Source organism: Hyphomonas polymorpha PS728, from assembly GCF_000685315.1.
Lineage (GTDB): Bacteria > Pseudomonadota > Alphaproteobacteria > Caulobacterales > Hyphomonadaceae > Hyphomonas > Hyphomonas polymorpha.
Window position 1 is genome coordinate 227,640 of the sequence record NZ_ARYM01000004.1, and the last position, 17,317, is coordinate 244,956.

The 17,317-nt window shown below is 64.1% G+C and carries 17 protein-coding genes; 2 read left to right on the forward strand and 15 right to left on the reverse strand.

All coding sequences use genetic code 11. The features are described from left to right. Positions 1-3: 3 nt before the first annotated feature. Complete coding sequence (locus HPO_RS05160; RefSeq protein WP_051612309.1) at positions 4-1,836, reverse strand: ABC transporter transmembrane domain-containing protein; 1,833 nt, start codon at positions 1,834-1,836, stop codon at positions 4-6. Positions 1,837-2,011: 175 nt separating this feature from the next. On the opposite strand from HPO_RS05160, the gene rpmE reads away from it, so the two are divergent. Then, complete coding sequence (gene rpmE, locus HPO_RS05165) at positions 2,012-2,230, forward strand: 50S ribosomal protein L31 (protein ID WP_011648164.1); 219 nt, start codon at positions 2,012-2,014, stop codon at positions 2,228-2,230. Positions 2,231-2,305: 75 nt separating this feature from the next. On the opposite strand, the gene HPO_RS05170 is transcribed toward rpmE, so the two are convergent. The 8 genes from HPO_RS05170 to cysS all read right to left on the reverse strand — a co-directional run bounded on the left by HPO_RS05170 (position 2,306) and on the right by cysS (position 10,185). Next, positions 2,306-3,118: a glycosyltransferase family 2 protein gene (locus HPO_RS05170; protein WP_051612310.1), complete on the reverse strand. Its 813-nt coding sequence runs from the start codon at positions 3,116-3,118 to the stop codon at positions 2,306-2,308. Further along, the gene (locus HPO_RS05175; RefSeq protein WP_035595291.1) at positions 3,115-4,353 is read right to left on the reverse strand and encodes an O-antigen ligase family protein; all 1,239 of its coding nucleotides are present in this window, start codon (positions 4,351-4,353) and stop codon (positions 3,115-3,117) included. Before HPO_RS05175 ends, HPO_RS05170 begins: the two co-directional genes overlap by 4 nt. Positions 4,354-4,395: 42 nt before the next feature. Then, entirely contained in the window at positions 4,396-6,378 is a 1,983-nt protein-coding gene (gene thrS / locus HPO_RS05180) for a threonine--tRNA ligase (protein WP_035595293.1), read from the reverse strand. Positions 6,379-6,641: 263 nt separating this feature from the next. Then, positions 6,642-6,974, reverse strand: coding sequence for a membrane protein insertion efficiency factor YidD (yidD, locus tag HPO_RS05185; protein WP_035595295.1), 333 nt, complete (start codon positions 6,972-6,974; stop codon positions 6,642-6,644). After that, a complete protein-coding gene (locus HPO_RS05190) occupies positions 6,974-7,417 on the reverse strand; it encodes an iron-sulfur cluster assembly scaffold protein (RefSeq protein WP_035595297.1) in 444 nt (147 codons plus the stop codon). Before HPO_RS05190 ends, yidD begins: the two co-directional genes overlap by 1 nt. A gap of 208 nt (positions 7,418-7,625) precedes the next feature. Then, a complete protein-coding gene (locus HPO_RS05195) occupies positions 7,626-8,246 on the reverse strand; it encodes an exopolysaccharide biosynthesis protein (RefSeq protein ID WP_035595299.1) in 621 nt (206 codons plus the stop codon). After that, positions 8,243-8,815: a histidine phosphatase family protein gene (locus HPO_RS05200; RefSeq protein ID WP_051612311.1), complete on the reverse strand. Its 573-nt coding sequence runs from the start codon at positions 8,813-8,815 to the stop codon at positions 8,243-8,245. The genes HPO_RS05195 and HPO_RS05200 overlap by 4 nt, the downstream gene beginning before the upstream one ends. Continuing rightward, positions 8,800-10,185, reverse strand: a complete 1,386-nt coding sequence (gene cysS, locus HPO_RS05205) for a cysteine--tRNA ligase (protein ID WP_035595300.1) — start codon at positions 10,183-10,185, stop codon at positions 8,800-8,802. Before cysS ends, HPO_RS05200 begins: the two co-directional genes overlap by 16 nt. Before the next feature lie 363 nt (positions 10,186-10,548). Between cysS and folE the strand changes: the two genes are divergently transcribed. Further along, a complete protein-coding gene (gene folE, locus HPO_RS05210) occupies positions 10,549-11,169 on the forward strand; it encodes a GTP cyclohydrolase I FolE (RefSeq protein ID WP_035595302.1) in 621 nt (206 codons plus the stop codon). A 73-nt stretch (positions 11,170-11,242) separates the two neighbouring features. On the opposite strand, the gene HPO_RS05215 is transcribed toward folE, so the two are convergent. From HPO_RS05215 to HPO_RS05240, 6 genes are all read right to left on the reverse strand, one after another. Next, positions 11,243-11,995, reverse strand: coding sequence for an alpha/beta hydrolase (locus HPO_RS05215; RefSeq protein ID WP_035595304.1), 753 nt, complete (start codon positions 11,993-11,995; stop codon positions 11,243-11,245). Between the two features lie 21 nt (positions 11,996-12,016). Then, positions 12,017-12,532 carry an RNA pyrophosphohydrolase gene (locus tag HPO_RS05220; protein WP_035595306.1) on the reverse strand — a complete coding sequence of 172 codons (516 nt, stop codon included), beginning with the start codon at positions 12,530-12,532 and terminating at the stop codon, positions 12,017-12,019. Continuing rightward, positions 12,529-13,773: a divergent polysaccharide deacetylase family protein gene (locus tag HPO_RS19605; protein ID WP_162174008.1), complete on the reverse strand. Its 1,245-nt coding sequence runs from the start codon at positions 13,771-13,773 to the stop codon at positions 12,529-12,531. The genes HPO_RS05220 and HPO_RS19605 overlap by 4 nt, the downstream gene beginning before the upstream one ends. A 184-nt stretch (positions 13,774-13,957) precedes the next feature. Further along, positions 13,958-15,304 carry a S41 family peptidase gene (locus HPO_RS05230; protein ID WP_035595508.1) on the reverse strand — a complete coding sequence of 449 codons (1,347 nt, stop codon included), beginning with the start codon at positions 15,302-15,304 and terminating at the stop codon, positions 13,958-13,960. Between the two features lie 32 nt (positions 15,305-15,336). Beyond that, positions 15,337-16,557: a murein hydrolase activator EnvC family protein gene (locus HPO_RS05235; RefSeq protein WP_162174009.1), complete on the reverse strand. Its 1,221-nt coding sequence runs from the start codon at positions 16,555-16,557 to the stop codon at positions 15,337-15,339. A gap of 36 nt (positions 16,558-16,593) precedes the next feature. Beyond that, on the reverse strand, positions 16,594-17,166 hold the full coding sequence (locus HPO_RS05240; protein WP_035595308.1) for a hypothetical protein: 573 nt from the start codon (positions 17,164-17,166) through the stop codon (positions 16,594-16,596). Positions 17,167-17,317: the final 151 nt, after the last annotated feature.

A 17,317-nucleotide genomic window follows, 5' to 3' on the forward strand; every position in this document is an offset into this window, starting at 1 on the left:
CCTTCAGCGCTCCGTGAACTGAAGCTCGGCCAGCCGGGCATAAAGGCCGCCCTGCGCCACAAGGCTGTCATGGGTGCCCTCTTCCACGATCCGGCCATGTTCCATCACCAGGATACGGTCGGCCCGGCGAACGGTGGACAGGCGGTGGGCGATCACGAGGGTCGTGCGCCCTTCGGCGGCGTTCTCGATGGCCCGGCGCACGGCCGCTTCGCTTTCGGAATCCAGCGCCGAGGTTGCCTCGTCCAGCAGCAGCACCGGCGCATTGCGCACCAGCGCGCGGGCCAGCGCAATCCGCTGGCGCTGACCACCCGAAAGGCTGCGCCCCTTCTGGCCAAGTTCGGTGGCGAGGCCCTCTTTCTTGCTGAGGAAGCCCATCGCCTCGGCCATCCGCGCGGCCTGTTCCAGGATCGCGTCATCGGCAGCTTCGTCGCCAAAGCGGATATTGTCGGCGGCCGATCCGGTAAACAGGGCCGCTTCCTGCGGCGCATAGGCAAAACACCGGCGCCAGTCGCGGGGCTCCGCCTCTGTGGAGGAAACCCCGTCGAGGCGGATTTGCCCCGCCTGCGGATCAAACAGGCGCAGCGCCAGCCGGAATACGGTTGTTTTCCCCGCCCCGCTCGGCCCCACCAGCGCGACGAACTCGCCCGGCTTCACATCCAGCGAGAAATCCTTCAGCGCAGAGACAGTCTCCTCTCCATAATGGAACGATACCTTGTCAAAGCTGAGCGCGCCCGGCCCTTTCGCCGGCAGCGGTTTGGGATGGGCGGGCGCGGAAATCTCCGGCACCGCGCGCAGCACTTCGGCCGCCCGGTCTGCTGCGCCCGCCGCGCGCATCACTTCGCCGTAAACTTCCGCCAACATGCCGAAGCCCGATCCGGCATAGGCGGCATAAAGCACCATGGTCGCGAGGTCGCCAAAGCTCATCTCGCCGCTGGCCACCGCCCGCGCGCCCAGCCACAGAACGCCGGTGAAGCCGCCAAACAGCAGCACCGAGACCAGCACGATCATGATCGCCCGCGCGCCCGTGCGCCGCATCGCGGCGGCAAAGGTTGCCTCCACCGCGCGCTCGAAGACCGAAAGCTGGCCCGCCTCGCGGCCATAGGCCTGGACAAGTTCGATGGAGTCGAGCGTTTCGGCTGCTTCCGCGCCCGCATCAGCGAGGCGCGACTGGGCCCGGTTGGACATCTTCCGGATCGTCCGCCCGATGATCATCACCGGCAGGATCGCCACCGGCAGCATCGCCAGAAGCGTCAGGCCGAGTTTCCAGTTCACCGCCAGCATCAGCGCCAGCGCGCCGGTCGTCGTCATCAGCGTGCGCGCCGCCAGCGAGGCGGAGGAGCCGAGGAATGTCTCCAGCAAGGTGATATCCGCCGTGAGCCGCGAAACCGCCTCGCCTGAGCGCATTCTGGCGTGATAGGCGGGCGAGAGCTTCAGCAGATGGGCGTAGATGTCCCGGCGCAGGTCGGCGGCGATCCGTTCGCCAAAGCGGGAAACAAAGTAGAAGCGGATTGCGCCGAGGATGCCGGAGCCCACCGCAGCGGCGAACACCCAGAGGAAAGCCTGGTCGATCAGCGCCTTCAGCAGGGCGGGATCCTGCCCGGCCCGCTGGCCGGCATCGGCCGCCCGGCCGAGCAGCATGGGGATCGCCAGGCTGAGCATGGCGGCGGCCACCAGGAAGACCAGCGCCACGGTGACCGTGATCCAGTGCCGCCGGGCATAGGGCCAGAGGAGCGCCAGCGGCTTCAGGCTGCGCCCGCGCGGGCGGCCGATCGCCTCCCCGCCTTCGGGCAGGGTTGTGCGGCGGTCGTCCACGATATCGGCGCTGGAATCGGCCATAGGCGCGGCATTTCTCCCTGTTGGGCCCGGCTGTTGCCGAATCCCTGTCAGCGCCCCTTGCGGGGGCGAGGCCTTTCCCTTATACGGCCCACTTCGAATTCCGGCTGAGACATGCCAGCGCACCCCGGTGCGTCAACCCCGTTCCGAACCGCTTTATGAGAGAGAGGCCCAGGCCATGAAGAAAGAAGGGCATCCCGACTATCATTTCATCACCGTGGTGATGACCGATGGCACCGAGTATCAGACCCGCTCCACCTGGGGCAAAGAGGGTGACCGCATGGTGCTCGACATCGACCCGAAAGTGCACCCGGCCTGGACCGGCGGCGAGGGCAAGTCCCTGGACCGCGGCGGCCGCGTTTCGCGCTTCAAGGACAAGTTCAAAGGCTTCGTGTAAGGCTTTCTGCGTCTACGCGATGTGTAGCGTGAAAAACCCCGGCCTCTGGCCGGGGTTTTTTCTTTGCAGCGAAGGTCAGCTGCGCAGCCGCAGGGCCAGCCCGATGAAGGGAACGGCGAGTTCCACCATACCCCGCTCAAGCGGGCCTTTGGCGAACTTCCGGAAATAGCGGGCCAGGCTGCGGGCCTTCTGGGCCTGCACGAAGGCTGAGGGCACATCGGAGGTGGAGGTGTAATGCAGCGCGCCGGCGGCAGGCTGGTAGATCACGCTCCCCCCGGCCTCGGTGGCCCGGCGGCAGAGATCCACGTCCTCCACATGCAGGAAATACCCCTCGTCGAAACCGCCGAGCTGCTCGAAATCGGCCCGCCGCATCAGGAAGAAGGCGCCGGAGATGGCGCCGACAGCCACCGGCCCGGAGGGTGGGGGTTCATTCTCAAGCGTCCAGCGGGAGAGGCCGAGCGCGGCCATCAGCGTCAGCGTATTGCGCCGGGCGCCGCGCTGTTCCCGCCCGTCTATGCCGAAGATGCGGCCGCCCACAATCGCCGGCGCCGCAGCCCCTTCCAGCGCCGCTGCCAGCTGGCCGGCCGAGCCGCGCCGGATTACGCAATCCGGGTTGATCACCAGCAGGCGCTCGGCTGCTGTCTCCCGGGCGGCGCGATTGACCGCTGCGCCGAAGCCTGGATTGTCCAGCCGCAGAAGTTTGGCCTGCCCTGCGCAGCCGGTGATGAAGCCTTCCAGCCAGGCCTGCACTTCGGGCGGGTTACCATTGTCCGCGATGACGATTTCGGAAATCTCCGGATCGGCTTTGAGCGCATAGAGGCATTCGATGAGCCGTGGGCCGGTGTGATAGGTCACGACCAGGGCAGCAGTCTGCGCGCGGCCACTCATTCGGCTGCCTTGCTGCTTCGGTTGAGCAGGATGAGCATGGCCACCGCCAGGGCGAGCCCCGACCAGAACGCTTCGTTCCATACGCTGTAGGAGAAGTTGAAGATGCTGAAGGCGGCGCCCGCCATGCCGGCAATGGCGAAGCTGATTTCCGGGCGCAGCTGCGACGGGCGCGGCAGGCGGAAGCCGATCACCGTGATGGCAAAAGCCGCCAGCATGGCCCCCACAAAGCCGGTCTCGGCCCAGATCTGCAGCGGCATGTTATGCGGATGCCCCGGCACGACGGGAAAGTCTTGCCAGAACTCCGGCAACTGCGCCGCCCAAGCCGGATAGTCGGCATAGGTCTCGCGCCATGTCCGTGTGGCCATCAGGCCGTGGCCCGTATAAGGCGCCTCCCCGATGCGGTTCATCACCACTTCCCAGGACCAGAAACGAGACCGGAAGGATGCCGGCAGAAGGCTGTCGAGCCCCGTCATCAGCCGGATGAACTGGCTGACCATGAAGGGGGCCGCCGCAATGTGGCCGGCAATGACACCGAACAGCCAGCGATAGCCGGTTTCAGGCAGCAGCCGGATCAGCAGGAACGCGCCGATCATGCCGCAGACGGCAAAGACGGCGGCATGATTGTCCGTCATCAGAGCGGCAAAAACCGTCAGCAGCACCAGGCCCGAGGCGCCGAGCAAGCCGGCCCGGTCGCCCCGCGCGCCGAGCGCTGCGGCCAGGATGGGTAGAACCACAGTGAAGAGGTTAATGTTGCGGCCGATATTCTGGACGCCGTTGACGACATCCTGAGGATTGTCGCCATAGAGCATCTGCAGGACCGGGCCGGCAACCAGGGCCGAGAGGAATACCAGCGCCCCCTGCGCCGCCAGGACGCCATAAATCCACTTGCGTGTGCGGGGCCCAAGCTGGGACCGCATGGCCCCGGCAATGGTCAACATCGCAAAGCTGGCGGTGAGAACAATGATCAGGCTGCGCGCGCCAATGGCGAATGTGCCTTCAAACAGATTGCCGCTGACCAGCCGGCTTGTGGCAGGCGACCAGACTTCGCTGATGGCCGCCCAGCCGATGAAGGCAATCGCGAAGCCTGCATAGAGGGTGGGCGGCATACGCGGCCGGGCAAGGATCAGCGCGGCAATGCCGGTCAGCCCGAGAAGCGGAGCAAAACCCAGCGTGCCCAGCACGGCCAGAAGCGGCCAGAGCAGAAGCAGTCCGGCAAAGACAGGTCCGTAAGCCATTCTGCTCACTCTGGCCGTTGAGAACGGAGTTGTCACCGCCCCTTAACTGGGAGCGCGCTTCAGATCGGGCGGGAGCGCCTCATCTGCCAGCGAAACGAGCGCTTCTTCCAGCGAGAGGATCTGCTGACCGTTCGAACCCAGACGGCGCAGCGCCACCTTGCGCTCTTCCGCTTCCCGCGCGCCGACAACCGCAATGACCGGAACCTTCTGCAGAGAATGTTCCCGGACCTTGTAGTTGATCGTTTCATTGCGCCGGTCGACCTCTGCCCGGAGCCCTGCCTTGCGCAGCTCGGCAGCCACCTCTTCGGCATAGCTGCCGGCGGCGTCATCGGAGATCGCCGCGACGACGACCTGCACCGGCGCGAGCCAGATCGGGAAGGCCCCGGCGAATTCTTCGATCAGGATACCGATGAACCGCTCCATCGAACCGAGGATCGCGCGGTGCAGCATCACGGGACGCTGCTTGGAGCCGTCAGAGGCAATATATTCCGCCCCCAGACGTTCAGGCAGAACATAATCAAGCTGGAGCGTGCCGCACTGCCAGACCCGGCCGATGGCATCCGTCAGCTGGAATTCGAGCTTGGGCCCGTAGAAAGCGCCCTCCCCCGGCAGCAATTCGCAGGGCAGACCGGCGGCATCAACCGCCGCCTGGAGGCCAGCCTCGGCCCGGTCCCATGTCGCATCATCACCGGCGCGCACGTCGGGGCGCGTAGACAGCTTCACTGCGATCTTCTCGAAGCCGAAATCGCGGTAGACGCTTTCCAGCAGGCGGCAGAACTGGATGGATTCCTCGACGATCTGGTCTTCACGGCAGAAGATGTGGGCGTCGTCCTGCGTGAACTGGCGCACGCGCATGATGCCGTGAATGGCGCCGTGCGGCTCGTTGCGGTGGCAACAGCCGAATTCGGCCAGGCGCAGCGGCAGGTCGCGATAGGATTTCTGGCCGGATTTGAACACCTCGACATGTGCCGGGCAGTTCATCGGCTTCAGCGCCATCAGCTTTGCGTCTTCCGGCACGGAGATTTCCACGCCCTCTTCGCCTTCCGGAATGAAGTCCGGCACGATGAACATGTTCTCGCGATACTTGCCCCAATGGCCGGATTTTTCCCACTGGACGGAATCCATCAGCTGCGGCGTCTTGATTTCCTCATAGCCCGACGCGTCCAGACGCCGGCGCATATAAGCCTCAATCTGACGCCAGACTTGGAATCCATTGGGATGCCAGAAGACAGAGCCAGCCGCCGCCATGCCATCCAGATGGAAGAGGTCGAGCTGCGCGCCGAGTTTCCGGTGGTCGCGCTTTTCGGCTTCTTCCAGGCGGTGGAGATGTTCCTTGAGGTCTTTCTCGCTCGCCCAGGCCGTGCCGTACATCCGCTGGAGCATTTCATTGCGATGGTCGCCGCGCCAATAGGCGCCGGCCAGTTTCATCAGCTTGAACGCCTTGGGTAGTTTGCCCGTGGACGGAAGATGTGGGCCACGGCAGAGGTCAAACCAGTTGCCCTGTTTATACACCGTGATGGCTTCACCCGGCGGGATGATGTCGTCGATGATCTGGGCCTTGTAGTCTTCGCCAATGCGCTTGAATTCGGCGATGGCGGCGTCCTTGTCCCAGACTTCGCGGATGATCGGGTAATCGGCATCGACGATCTCGCGCATCTTCGCTTCGATCTTTTCGAACTCGTCCGTGGAGAAAGGCTCCTTGCGGGCGAAGTCGTAATAGAAGCCGTCATCGATGACGGGGCCGATCGTCACCTGGGCATCGGGGTAGAGTTCCTGAACCGCCTGGGCGAGCACGTGGGCTGCGTCATGGCGGATCAGTTCGAGGCCTTCGGGATCGCGGTCCGTGATGATGGCGACACAGGCATCACCTTCAAGCGGACGGACGAGATCCCACATCTGGCCGTCGACCTTGGCGGCGAGAGCCTTCTTGGCGAGGGATTTGGAGATCGACTCGGCAACGTCCAGCGGCGAAGCGCCGTCCTGGTATTCGCGTTTGGAGCCATCGGGCAGCGTGACTTGGATCATGGGTCTTTGGTTTCTTTGGCGGGCTGCGGAACGGCATGTCCCCGCAGGAAAATCTGGGAATCCGGCTAAGGCTTCTGGCGCGCCGTGATTAACGCGGCTTTACCGGGCTGCCTACCCCGTTTTCAGGGTCGCCGGGACGGGGTCATCTTGTGCGGGTGCATGAACGGGCACGCGGGCGCGCCTTCAGAAGTGCGTCATGCACCCTGACGAGTTCGCGGGGTGAGCCCGGTGAGAAAGAAACCTGCGTTCATGCCGCTCATATGTCACGCCTCGGGCGGGGTTTCAACCAGGCCCGGCGTGCCATCTCTGAGGCCAGACTTCCAGTCGCCATAGCGCCAGGGCTGCCAGAACGGTACGGTGGGTTTTGTTTCCGGGGGCGGGTCGATACCATGGCTACCGCCAGGCCGGCAGCGAATGAAGCGGGCAAGCGCCATCCATCCCCCGGCCCACCAGCCATGCCGGGCAACACATTCCGCGCCATATTCGCTGCAGGTGGGGTGGTGCTGGCACCGCGCGCCGAAAAGCTGCAGCGCCTGGCTCGGGCCATGCTTATAGATGGCGAGAAGCACATAGGCCGTGCGCCGCCGCAGGGTCATCACACAGCCGCCCGCGCCGCAAGCGCCTGGTCTATGGCGGCCACTGCGGCCTCGAAGGCGAGCAGCGTGGAAGCGTGGCGCGGGGGATAGTCGGCCACGGGTTCCAGATGGCGCAGTTCCCAGAAGCGGGCTTCCGGCGGCGGGCCGCCTTCCTTCAGCATGGCGCGCAGAGCTTCGAGGGCGGCGCGGATTTCGCTGACCGTTGCCCCAACCGCATTGGCCGAAAGGATCGACGTGGACGCCTGCCCCAGCGCGCAGGCCCTGGGATCAACGGCGATGGCGGTCACCACCTCCCCCGCCGCATCCAACGTCAGCGCTACATGCACGGTGGAGCCGCAGACGCGCGAGACTTTCAGCGCTTCCCCCTCAGCGCCTGCAAGCTGGTCCACATTCGGGATGCCGGCGGCGAGTTCGAGGATACGGTTGTGATAAAGCTCGCTCATGACTGACTAGATGGCCCGGCGGGACTTCACCGGCAAGAGGCGAGAAAAAAGGCCTGCCGGGCGAGTCTGTGGAGACACTTGCCGGCAGGCCGGAAGTCGAGAGGTGGAGAAATGAGGCCAAAGGCCATGAGGGGTCGATGCCCGCCCCATGCCCTAGGGTCAACTTAACGATTGGAGAGGCTTTGCCGCCTGCGCGTCCGCCCGGCGTTCAGAAGGGCCAGAGCGCCATCAGCCGGGGGGCGAGGTTCACCACCAGCAGGATGGCCCCGGCGAAGGCCGCCCCCGCCAGCAGCAGCACGAAGCCGTCCCGCGCCGTCAGCGCGAGGCCAAAGAGCAGCACCGTCAGGCTGGGCAACAGCGGCCCGAGGGGAACAAGACCGAGCGGATAGGTGAGGAGCGCCGCCAGCACACAGATCACCGCGACGATCTGGAGGAAAGGCGGCTCTGTCAGGAAGGTGAGGCGCGGCTTTACCAGCGCATCGACCATGTGGGCATACCGCTCCCCGGCGGCGACACCCTGGACGAGATGGTCCCGCTTGAACTTGATCTCGGTAACGCCCTTGGGCAGCCAGGGATGGCGCAGGCCGAACACGATCTGCAGGGCAAAGGCCAGGATGACGGTGGCGATGAACCAATTGGCGCCCGGAATGATGGTCAGCGGGCTGACCGCAATGAAACCCAGCAGCAGGAAAACCGGGCCATGGGCCCGCCGGCCGATCGCCACGAGGAGTTCGTGAACGGTCACCTCGTCGCCCTCCGTATTGAGGACGAGAGAGCGCATCATGGTGCGCAAGTTGGTGACGGGAATATCCGTGCCGTTGCGGTTCATGGCAGGGGCGTTTCTGCGCCAGATGCCGGGGCGCCATAACGTTCGATCCGCGAGGTGACCTGATAGCCACCGGTAATCGTGATGACGTAAAGCCGGTCAAACTCGGCCGCATCATCAATCGGCGGGCCGGGATCGGCGCCGATCAGGGCGGCCAGGGCGTCGGTCGTGTTGGAATGCCCCACCACCAGCTTCACCCCCGGCGTTGCGGCAAGCTTATTGCCAAAAGCAGGCAATTCAGCGGCGTCATAGGTCTGCACCGGCAAGCCCAAGGCCCCCGCAAGCGGCGCAGCGGTTTCCTGTGTGCGGCGTGTTGCGGTCGACCATATTTCGGTAACGCCTTCAGCCGAAAGGCGTTCCACCAGCGCCGCGGCCCGCAGGGCGCCGGCGGGCGACAGCGCCGGATCAGAGCCGGTCTCTTTCTCCCCATGGCGCACCAGGAAAAGCCGGGTCACCGCTTCGGCGGCAGGCACGGCAGTCTCGGCCGAGGCTTGAAGGGGGGTGAGGCAGGCCGAAAAGAGACCTGCCGCGACAAATGCAAGAAAGCGGCGGCGGATCAGATGCGCCGCCATGTGCTGCCTGCCGGACCATCCATGATCTCGATCCCCTCTTCCGCCAGCGCCTTGCGGATACGGTCCGCCTCGGCCCAATCCTTGGCCGCGCGGGCATCTATACGGGCCTGCACCAGAGCATCGATGCGGGCATTCTCGTCCGTATCGCCGCCCTGCTCCCATTCCTTGGGTGTTTTGGTGAGCAGACCAAGCAGTTTTCCAGCCGCCAGCAGGTTTGCCCGTGCATTGGCGATGCCGGTGGCATCCTTGATGTCGGCCGCCGTATTGGCTTCCGTTGCCAGGCGGGAAAGTTCGGCCAGCGCGTCCGGCGTGCCGAGATCATCCTCCAGCGCCCGTAGGACGCCGATATCGCGCGCTTCGCCGCCTTCCGCCTCCCAGACACGGCGAAGGGCGCCGTAAATCCGGTCGAGCGTGGTCTTGGCCTGTTTCAGGAGGTCTTCGGTCCAGTCGAGCTGGGCGCGGTAATGCGCCGTCAGCAGCGCAAAGCGCAGCACTTCGCCCGGCCAGCTTTTCAGCAGGTCATGCACGGTGACGATGTTGCCGAGCGATTTCGACATCTTCTCACCGCCCATGTCGAGGAAGCCGTTATGCATCCAGTAGCGCGCCAGTTCCTCGCCATGGGCGCATTCGGACTGGGCGATCTCGTTCTCATGGTGGGGGAAGGTCAGGTCCACGCCGCCGCCATGAATGTCGATCGTGCGGCCAAGATGCTTGGCGGCCATGGCCGAGCATTCGATGTGCCAGCCGGGGCGGCCACGGCCCCAGGGGCTATCCCAGATCGCGTCTTCCGGCTCTCCGGACTTGGCAAATTTCCAGAGTGCGAAATCCGCCGGATCGCGCTTGTCCTCGTCCACTGCCACACGGGCGCCGGCTTCGTTATCCTCGGGTTTGCGGCCAGACAGGCGGCCATAATCGGGCATTGAGGGCACAGAGAACCAGACGCCCGTTTCGCCGACATAGGCGTATTTCTTGCGCACCAGCTTTTCGATCATCTCGATCATCTCCGGCACATGGCCGGTAGCCCATGGCTCGATGCTGGGCGGGATGATGTTCAGGGCCTGCACGTCTGCATTGTAGATGGCAGCATATTTCTTCGTGATCGCCGCAATCGGCTCGCCTGAGGCCAGGCTGGCGGCGATGATCTTGTCTTCGATATCGGTGATATTGCGCGCATAAACGACCGCGCGCTCGCCATATTTCGCCATCAGCACCCGGCGCAGCACATCGAACACGACCGGCGGGCGGGCATTGCCGATATGGGCGTAGTTATAAACGGTCGGGCCGCAGACATACATCGTGATCCGCTTCGGGTCCTGGGGCTCGAAGACGCGTTTCTTGCGCGCGGCAGTATCGTAAATGCGAAGGGTCATCGTATCTCTTGGATCGGGTATGTCGGGGGAGCAGCTCGCGGGCTGGATGTTCCGGGCAGCCCTATGGCCCGTTGCGGCCTCAGCAGCAACAGGGACGGCAGCAAGAATATGCAAACGCGGCGCTCGACATGGGCCGGTGCGTATCACCTTCCGCTGGGAAAGCCAAGATTTCCGTAATCCAGCGCCCAGGTTTCCCCGTAGAAAGCGCTGGAAACAAAGACCCGCCGGGCCTATGTATCCTCACATCGCCCTGAGGGTATCAACTCCGGGCGGGCGTTAAGTCCGGGCAAGAAGGCGTCAAAGACCTTCAAGGGATGCCCCGGCTCGACCCCCGTCCCTCAGTGAAGGACAACTGAATTGGCTATGGACGCCGTAACCCCCAAAAAAGATATTCCGCGCGCGGACCCCGTTCGGCGCCCCACTCAGCAAGAGGCCGAAGAAGCCGTCCGCACGCTCATTGCGTGGGCGGGCGACGATCCGCGCCGCGAGGGCCTGATCGACACGCCCAAGCGCGTCGTGAATGCCTACAAGGAGTGGTTTGAAGGCTATGGCGAAGACCCGGTGAAATATCTCAGCCGGACCTTCGAAGATGTGCAGGGCTATGACGACATCGTCATGCTGCGCAACATCGAGGTGGAGAGCCATTGCGAGCATCATATCGCGCCCTTCATCGGCAAGGCTTTCGTGGCCTACAAGCCGTCAAGCGCCGTGGTCGGCATTTCCAAGCTGGCGCGCGTGGTGGAAATTTTCGCCAAGCGCCTGCAGACGCAGGAAACGATGACCGCGCAGATCTGCGACGCGATCACCGAAAGCCTCGCCCCGATGGGCACGGCCGTGTTCATCGAGGCCGAGCATCAGTGCATGTCCACCCGCGGCGTTCACCACAAGCACGTCACCACGATCACCACGCAGTTTACCGGCGTGTTCAAATCCGACGCTGACCTGCGCAACCGCTTCCTGGCGATGTGCAACCAGAACGGCTGATTTTTCAGACGGCTGAAGAATTTTCTCGAAACGCCCTGCCCTTCCGGCGGGGCGTTTTTCTATTGAGCGGAAATCAACGCGCCAGCCAGTCGGCGATATCCGCGACGACCTTTTCCGTGCCCGGCTCGTCCACGATCCAGTGGGCATGACCGGGATATTCGATGAAATCACCAGGCACGGGGCTGGCGGCGTATTTGGCCGCGACCTTGCGCACAGCCTTGGCGAGGGTGGCGCGGTCTTTGCCGGCAGCAATCGTCAGGGTGGGGAGGGTGATCTTTTTCTCGTCTATCTCGATCCCGTCGGTGATGTCGCCATAGACCCGGCCGGAATCGTAGAGCGCGCCGGCATAGATCTCGTCATGGCGCGCCTTGGGGACGCAGTTGAGCACGCCATAACGGAAGCCGGTTTTCCAGACCTTGTGCGCTTTCTTGCGATCCTGCGACAGGATCACGTTGAAGAAGGTCCAGGCAACAGAAGGGCCGATCACGGCGCAGCCCTTGGGCTGGGCAGGCGTCAGAAAAACAGCCCTGGATACATCCCCGCTTTCGGCCAGCGCCTGCGCGATCAGGCCGCCCATGGAATGTCCGATCACGGCAGGTTTTTGCCCCGTGGCGGCAGCGATGCGCGCCGCTTCGGCCCGCATCGCCTGGATATAATCCTGCAAGCCGAGATCCGAGAGATTGGCGGGCGGATTTTCCCGCACGCGCCGGTCCGGGAAAAGGGTCGGCGTGTGGCAGGTCCAGCCGCGCGCCTCAAACAAGGGCTTCATCCGGTCCCAGGCCGAGCCATCGCAGCCTACCCCGTGGATCATCAGAAGATCGCCCATGTCCCCTACCCCCTTATCCTGTCAGCCCTGCGGCACCCTGCCCGGCAACACCGGCTCTGCCCATTGCTGGAAGCGGGTCGCCACTTCCTGATAGACGGGCCGCTTGAAGGGTACAATCAGGTCCGGCGTCTCCTCCAGCCTGGCCCAGCGCCAGGCATCAAATTCGGGCGTATGGCGATCCAGGCGTACATCGCTGTCAGACCCCTTGAAGCGGAAGGCGAACCATTTCTGCCGCTGGCCGAGATATGGCCCCGGCATCCGTTTCTTCAGGTCCGGCGGGAAATCATAATAGAGCCAGTCGGCGGTCTCTTCGAGCACATCGACAAGCTTGGCGGGCACGCCGATTTCCTCTTCCAGTTCGCGCAGGGCGCCGGTCAGGGGATCTTCACCGGGGTCAACGCCGCCCTGCGGCATCTGCCACTGGAAGGGGCCGCGGCCATTGATACGGCGGCCAATGAACACATGCCCTGCCTTCGAAAACATGGCGAGGCCGACATTGGCGCGATAGAGTTGGGGATCGAGTCGGGTCTGGGTCACCCGCCGGTTTTTAGACCAGCCTTGCCCACGCTGCCAGTGCGAAGCTCGCGGCGCTCAGCCAAAGGCTGGGCCACAGGCTCTGCCGAGCGCGGCACGAGGGCGGACACCGGCGCCAGCACCAGGCCTTTCTCGTCCAGCGTGTCGATCCAGAGCGAGGCAGCTTCAATCGTTACCGGGAAGGCAAAGCCAGCTCCGATCGCGCCGCCATGCTGACGGGCGAGGGTCTCAAGTTCCATGAACTCGGCGGCGATATCCTGAGGGGACTGGCGGGTGTCGACCGGACCGGCAGCGCGGGCAAAGCGCAGGCCCTTTGTATCGGCAACCTGGCCGAAGAAAGCTTTGTGAACGCTGCCATCGTCAATGAAGGCCAGGCCGCGTTCGGCCAGCACATCGAAGATGGGCTCGATGGACCCGGTATCGGCACCAAACTTGGCACCCTGATAATTGATGACGCCGAAATAGCCGCTGGCGCGGCTGAGCACCTGGTTGAGCTTGGCAAGGTTTGCCTTCTTGTCAGCCCCGGCGGTCAGCGTGTCGGGGTGCATCCGCATCCGGCCATACTCATAGGCCTCCATCGGCACTTCGATCAGCACTTCATGCCCGTCCGCGCGGGCCATCTTGATCCAGTAATCCAGACGGCTGGCATCCGGCGCAAACGACAGGGTGACATCGGCGGGCAGCGCGTCAATCGCGAGCTTGGTCTGGGTGGAGTTGATGCCAAGGCCGCCGATCACAAGAGACACAACGGGGCGCCCCTCCGGGTTCGAGAATGGCCGGGCGTAGATGTCTGCCGGTGCCTTGCTGGCGGGTTTGGGGGCGGTTTCGGCGGTGTTGAGTTTCAGGGGCACGCCCGCAGGCGCTGCGCCTGACGGAGCCCCGGCCGCCACTTCGCCAAACGACTGGCCAGGCTGGACGAGACGGCCATTGATCCGGATGCCGGCCGCCGGCGCCATGATCGGCCCGCCCTGCCCGCCGGTGATGTCGATGCGCATGCCCTCGCCATCCAGCTCGGTATAGGCAAGGTCCATGCCCCCGGAGGCTGGATAGTCAGCCGGCATATAATCTTCATCATAATCCGCCGCGCGGATGGCTGCGAAGGCTGGGCCTTTCTCATCCGCGTCTCCGGAAGTGGTTCCGAACAGCGAAATCGTCTGGCGGGGACCGGCTGCGGCCGGATCAGCCGTAATGTGGAGACCCGCGCCCAGTGCCACGGCGAGACCACCAAAGACACCCAGGCTCATGCCAGCATGCATGAGGCCGGACTTCAGCGGCGACGGCTCTGATTGCCGGTAACCCATGTATCGACCTCGTGAAAATCTGACGGCTGCGGGAAAGCAGCTTTCAGAATCGCCGCGCAGGGTTAACAGGAGGCAAACAGATGCTTACCGGGCCTCAATCAATCGAGCCTTTAAGCAGTGGAAATCGTTAACCGGGCTCATCAGCCTGCATGGCGAGACGCGAGACGGACGCCCGCCCGTCCTTCACCAGCTGCAAGGCCCGCTGAAGCTGGAAGTCTTCGCCTTCATAGCCTTCGGGCGGCTGCTCGTCCGGCATCCGCAGCTTGGACCGCTCTGCCCCAGACTCGTTGGCGAGGGCGTGCGGCAGATCGGCTTCGGAGAAGCGCTGGATCCGGGCGAGTTCTTCCTCGGTCAGGCGGACCTGGGTGATCATGATGTCCGGCTCGATCCCCAGCGCCTGGATGGAGCGGCCCGACGGCGTGTAATACCGCGCCGTGGTGAGGCGGATGGCGCCGCGCTCTGCCCCCAACGGGATCACCGACTGGACCGATCCCTTGCCGAAGCTGGTGGTACCGATAACCAGGGCCCGGCCACGATCCTGCAACGCGCCGGCAACAATCTCGGATGCCGAAGCAGAGCCGCCATTGATCAGCACGACCAGAGGCACGCCCTTGAACACTTCCGCCTTGGTGGCGTTGCGGCGCTCAACGTCTATCGGGCGGCGCCCCTGGGTCGAGACAACCTCGCCCCCGGAGAGGAAGAAGTCAGACACCTTCACCGCTTCGTCGAGCAGGCCTCCGCCATTATTGCGCAGATCCAGCACGATACCGGCAGGCTTGGCGCCAATGTCGCGGCTGATCGCCTGTACGGCGTCTTCAAGCAGGGTTCCGGTGCGCTCATTGAAAGTGGAGACACGGATATAGGCAATGTCGCCCGGCTCTTTCTTCCAGGTGACGGATTTCTGCTGCACCACATCGCGCACCAGCTTCACGGGGAACGGGTCAACGCCTTCGCGCAGGATGGTGATCTCGATCTCGGTGCCCTTCTCACCGCGCATCTCCTTGACGGCGTCGTTCAGCGTCTGGCCGATGATCGGCTTGCCATTGATGGCAGTGATGTAATCGCCCGGCTGGATGCCGGCACGCTGGGCGGGGGTGTCGTCAATCGGGGAAATGACCTTCACGAAGCCGTCTTCCATCGTCACTTCGATGCCGAGGCCGCCATACTCGCCGGAGGTCTGGACCTGAAGCGAGCGGAAATCTTCCGGGTTCATATAGCTGGAATGCGGGTCAAGCGAGGTCAGCATGCCGTTGATGGCGGACTCCATCGCTTCGCGCTCATCGATCGGGACGACATAATCCCGCTGCGCGCGCGCAAAGATTTCTGCGAACAGCTCAATCTGCTGATACGTGGCAACGCGCGGGTCTTCAGGCGGCTTGACGTCCTGCCCCTGGGGCCAGGCCATTGCCGCAAAACCCACCGCCAGCGCTCCCAGAACTCCACCCAGGGCCGTTCCGGTCAGCAATGAACGCATATTCCACTCCATCATAATCCTCACACGGCGGATCAGCCGCCACGCATCATCCACTCTGCAGGATTAAGCACCCTGTCGCCAAGCCTTAATTCCAGAGTGAGTTCAGGCGGCGGGTCGGTGCGATCAGGCATCAACCCTACCGGCTCACCGGCAGTAACAGACTGGCCTTCGGATACGTAAATCCGGCTCATCCCTGTCAGGATAACATGATACCCGTCGCTTGTGCGCAGAATCAGCATCGACCCATAGCTGCGGAAGGGCCGGGCATATTCGACGGTGCCGGCCACCGGCGCGACAACCTGAGCTTCCGCGCGGGTCTCGAAACTCACCCATTCTGCAGTGCTGCCACCAGAAAGCTTGTCTCCGAAACGGTTGCGCACGTCGCCTGCGACCGGCTGCAGCAGGCCGCCGAGGGCCGCTTTTCCAAGCGGTTTTGACGAAGTTTTGATCGGCGCGGTCTTCGTGCTGGGCGCGGTGGACTTCGGCGCGGGCTTCAGCGCGGCCAGTTGCGGGCGCTGTTTCGGCTTGATGCCGGGGGCGCCGGGCGCGCTGGATTCCAGCGCCGCCAGCAGGTCCCGCAGCGTATCGGCTTCGCGGCCGAGCTTCTCGGCGCGGGCCTTGAGAGCGGAAACGTCTCCGGCGAGGCCTTCATATTGATTGCGCTTGGCAGCGGCGAGGCGTTCGATTTCTTCTTTTTTCAAGGCGATAGTAGCCTCGGCAGCGTCCAGGCGCGCCTGTTCCGTGCGGATCTGGTCCTCCAGCCGGTTGAGCGCAGTGATCTCACCGGAAATACGCTGGGCACGGGCATTGAGCTCGGGCAGCGTTGCCTGCATCAGCACAGCGCGGCGGATAGCAGTGCCCGACTGGCCGGGCGAGACCACCAGCGCAGGCGGACGGCGACGATTGGCAGCGGCGAGCGCGGCAATCAGATCCTCATAAGCGCCTTCATTTTCAAGGAGTTGAGCAGAAGCCCTCTCCCGTTTGACAGCCAGGTCAATCAGGGCCTTTTCTGCCGAGACGGCTTGCTCCTCCCGCCGGAGCGCTTCAGCGGCAGCGGCGAGGAGATCCTGGTCCAGTGATTTGAGATCGCGGACAGTGCTTTCACCCGTGGACTGAAGTTGCTCGAGCTTCTGCTCTGCCGCGCGTTTTTCCTTTTCCAGCGTTTCCAGATCCTGCCGCGTATAGGTATCGGGCCCCGCAGCAGTCAGCGCGAGCGCGAGGCAGGACAGGACAAGCGGCCGGAAAAATCGCATGACATCAGACATGCGCCATGAGGCGTCACTTTGGCGTTAATCATGCGGCTTTCCGGGGACTTTCACCGCCAGGGCCGTGTCCAGCGCGGTCAACTCCCGGTCAATCAGGGACAGGAAGAGGACAAATCCGGACATATCGAACGCCGGATGGGTCAAAAGCAGATGCCGAATGACGTCTACCGCCGTCCGGGCGAGGGTGGCGGGATTTTCCGGCACCCGAAAGCCGAGCCCATGGACGGCGGCATTGCGCATGGCGACGAGCTCCTCAAGCCCGCGCACCTGCGCGCCGGTGAGATCCAGCCGCTCAGGCGCGTTGAGATGTTCCGACGACCGTGCCCGGCGCAGCAGCAGGGCAATCGGCGCCACCCGGTCTGACTGGGAGGGGTTGGCGACATCCTCATGCCGGGCCGAAGCGTAGCCGGAAAGGGCAGCAACCAGCGCCGCCTGCAGCGCGCTGACGAGACCGAGCGCCACCCAGCGCCAGCGCTCTGGCTGGAGTTCTGTTCCGGCATGCTCCCGGCTGGCCAGGCGCAGCGCTTCAAGGGCGGCCTCGATCGCGTCGGCAATCCTTGTTTCCGGGTCGGAGCTGAACTGGCGATCTGTATCCATCTGGCCTCCTGAGTTGCAGGCCATCGCCCGGCCTGCAAGCCCCCAACCGAAACTGACAGCGACCTGACAGCGCGTGTCAGGACGGGCTCAGGGCCTGCGGGGCAGAACCACGCTCAACTTCCCCGCAAGAACACTCCGAAACCTGAAGGAC

What these genes read in the sequence shown, in the direction of transcription:
- HPO_RS05170 (WP_051612310.1), bottom strand. Translation starts at nt 3,118, where the DNA reads ATGAGTGGCCGCGCGCAGACTGCTGCCCTGGTCGTGACCTATCACACC.
- HPO_RS05190 (WP_035595297.1), bottom strand. Translation starts at nt 7,417, where the DNA reads ATGAGCGAGCTTTATCACAACCGTATCCTCGAACTCGCCGCCGGCATC.
- HPO_RS05200 (WP_051612311.1), bottom strand. Translation starts at nt 8,815, where the DNA reads ATGGCGGCGCATCTGATCCGCCGCCGCTTTCTTGCATTTGTCGCGGCA.
- cysS (WP_035595300.1), bottom strand. Translation starts at nt 10,185, where the DNA reads ATGACCCTTCGCATTTACGATACTGCCGCGCGCAAGAAACGCGTCTTC.
- HPO_RS05240 (WP_035595308.1), bottom strand. Translation starts at nt 17,166, where the DNA reads ATGGATACAGATCGCCAGTTCAGCTCCGACCCGGAAACAAGGATTGCC.
- HPO_RS05215 (WP_035595304.1), bottom strand. Translation starts at nt 11,995, where the DNA reads ATGGGCGATCTTCTGATGATCCACGGGGTAGGCTGCGATGGCTCGGCC.
- HPO_RS05160 (WP_051612309.1), bottom strand. Translation starts at nt 1,836, where the DNA reads ATGGCCGATTCCAGCGCCGATATCGTGGACGACCGCCGCACAACCCTG.
- HPO_RS05230 (WP_035595508.1), bottom strand. Translation starts at nt 15,304, where the DNA reads ATGCGTTCATTGCTGACCGGAACGGCCCTGGGTGGAGTTCTGGGAGCG.
- yidD (WP_035595295.1), bottom strand. Translation starts at nt 6,974, where the DNA reads ATGACCCTGCGGCGGCGCACGGCCTATGTGCTTCTCGCCATCTATAAG.
- HPO_RS05175 (WP_035595291.1), bottom strand. Translation starts at nt 4,353, where the DNA reads ATGGCTTACGGACCTGTCTTTGCCGGACTGCTTCTGCTCTGGCCGCTT.
- HPO_RS05235 (WP_162174009.1), bottom strand. Translation starts at nt 16,557, where the DNA reads ATGCGATTTTTCCGGCCGCTTGTCCTGTCCTGCCTCGCGCTCGCGCTG.
- thrS (WP_035595293.1), bottom strand. Translation starts at nt 6,378, where the DNA reads ATGATCCAAGTCACGCTGCCCGATGGCTCCAAACGCGAATACCAGGAC.
- HPO_RS05195 (WP_035595299.1), bottom strand. Translation starts at nt 8,246, where the DNA reads ATGAACCGCAACGGCACGGATATTCCCGTCACCAACTTGCGCACCATG.
- rpmE (WP_011648164.1), top strand. Translation starts at nt 2,012, where the DNA reads ATGAAGAAAGAAGGGCATCCCGACTATCATTTCATCACCGTGGTGATG.
- HPO_RS19605 (WP_162174008.1), bottom strand. Translation starts at nt 13,773, where the DNA reads ATGAGCCTGGGTGTCTTTGGTGGTCTCGCCGTGGCACTGGGCGCGGGT.
- folE (WP_035595302.1), top strand. Translation starts at nt 10,549, where the DNA reads ATGGACGCCGTAACCCCCAAAAAAGATATTCCGCGCGCGGACCCCGTT.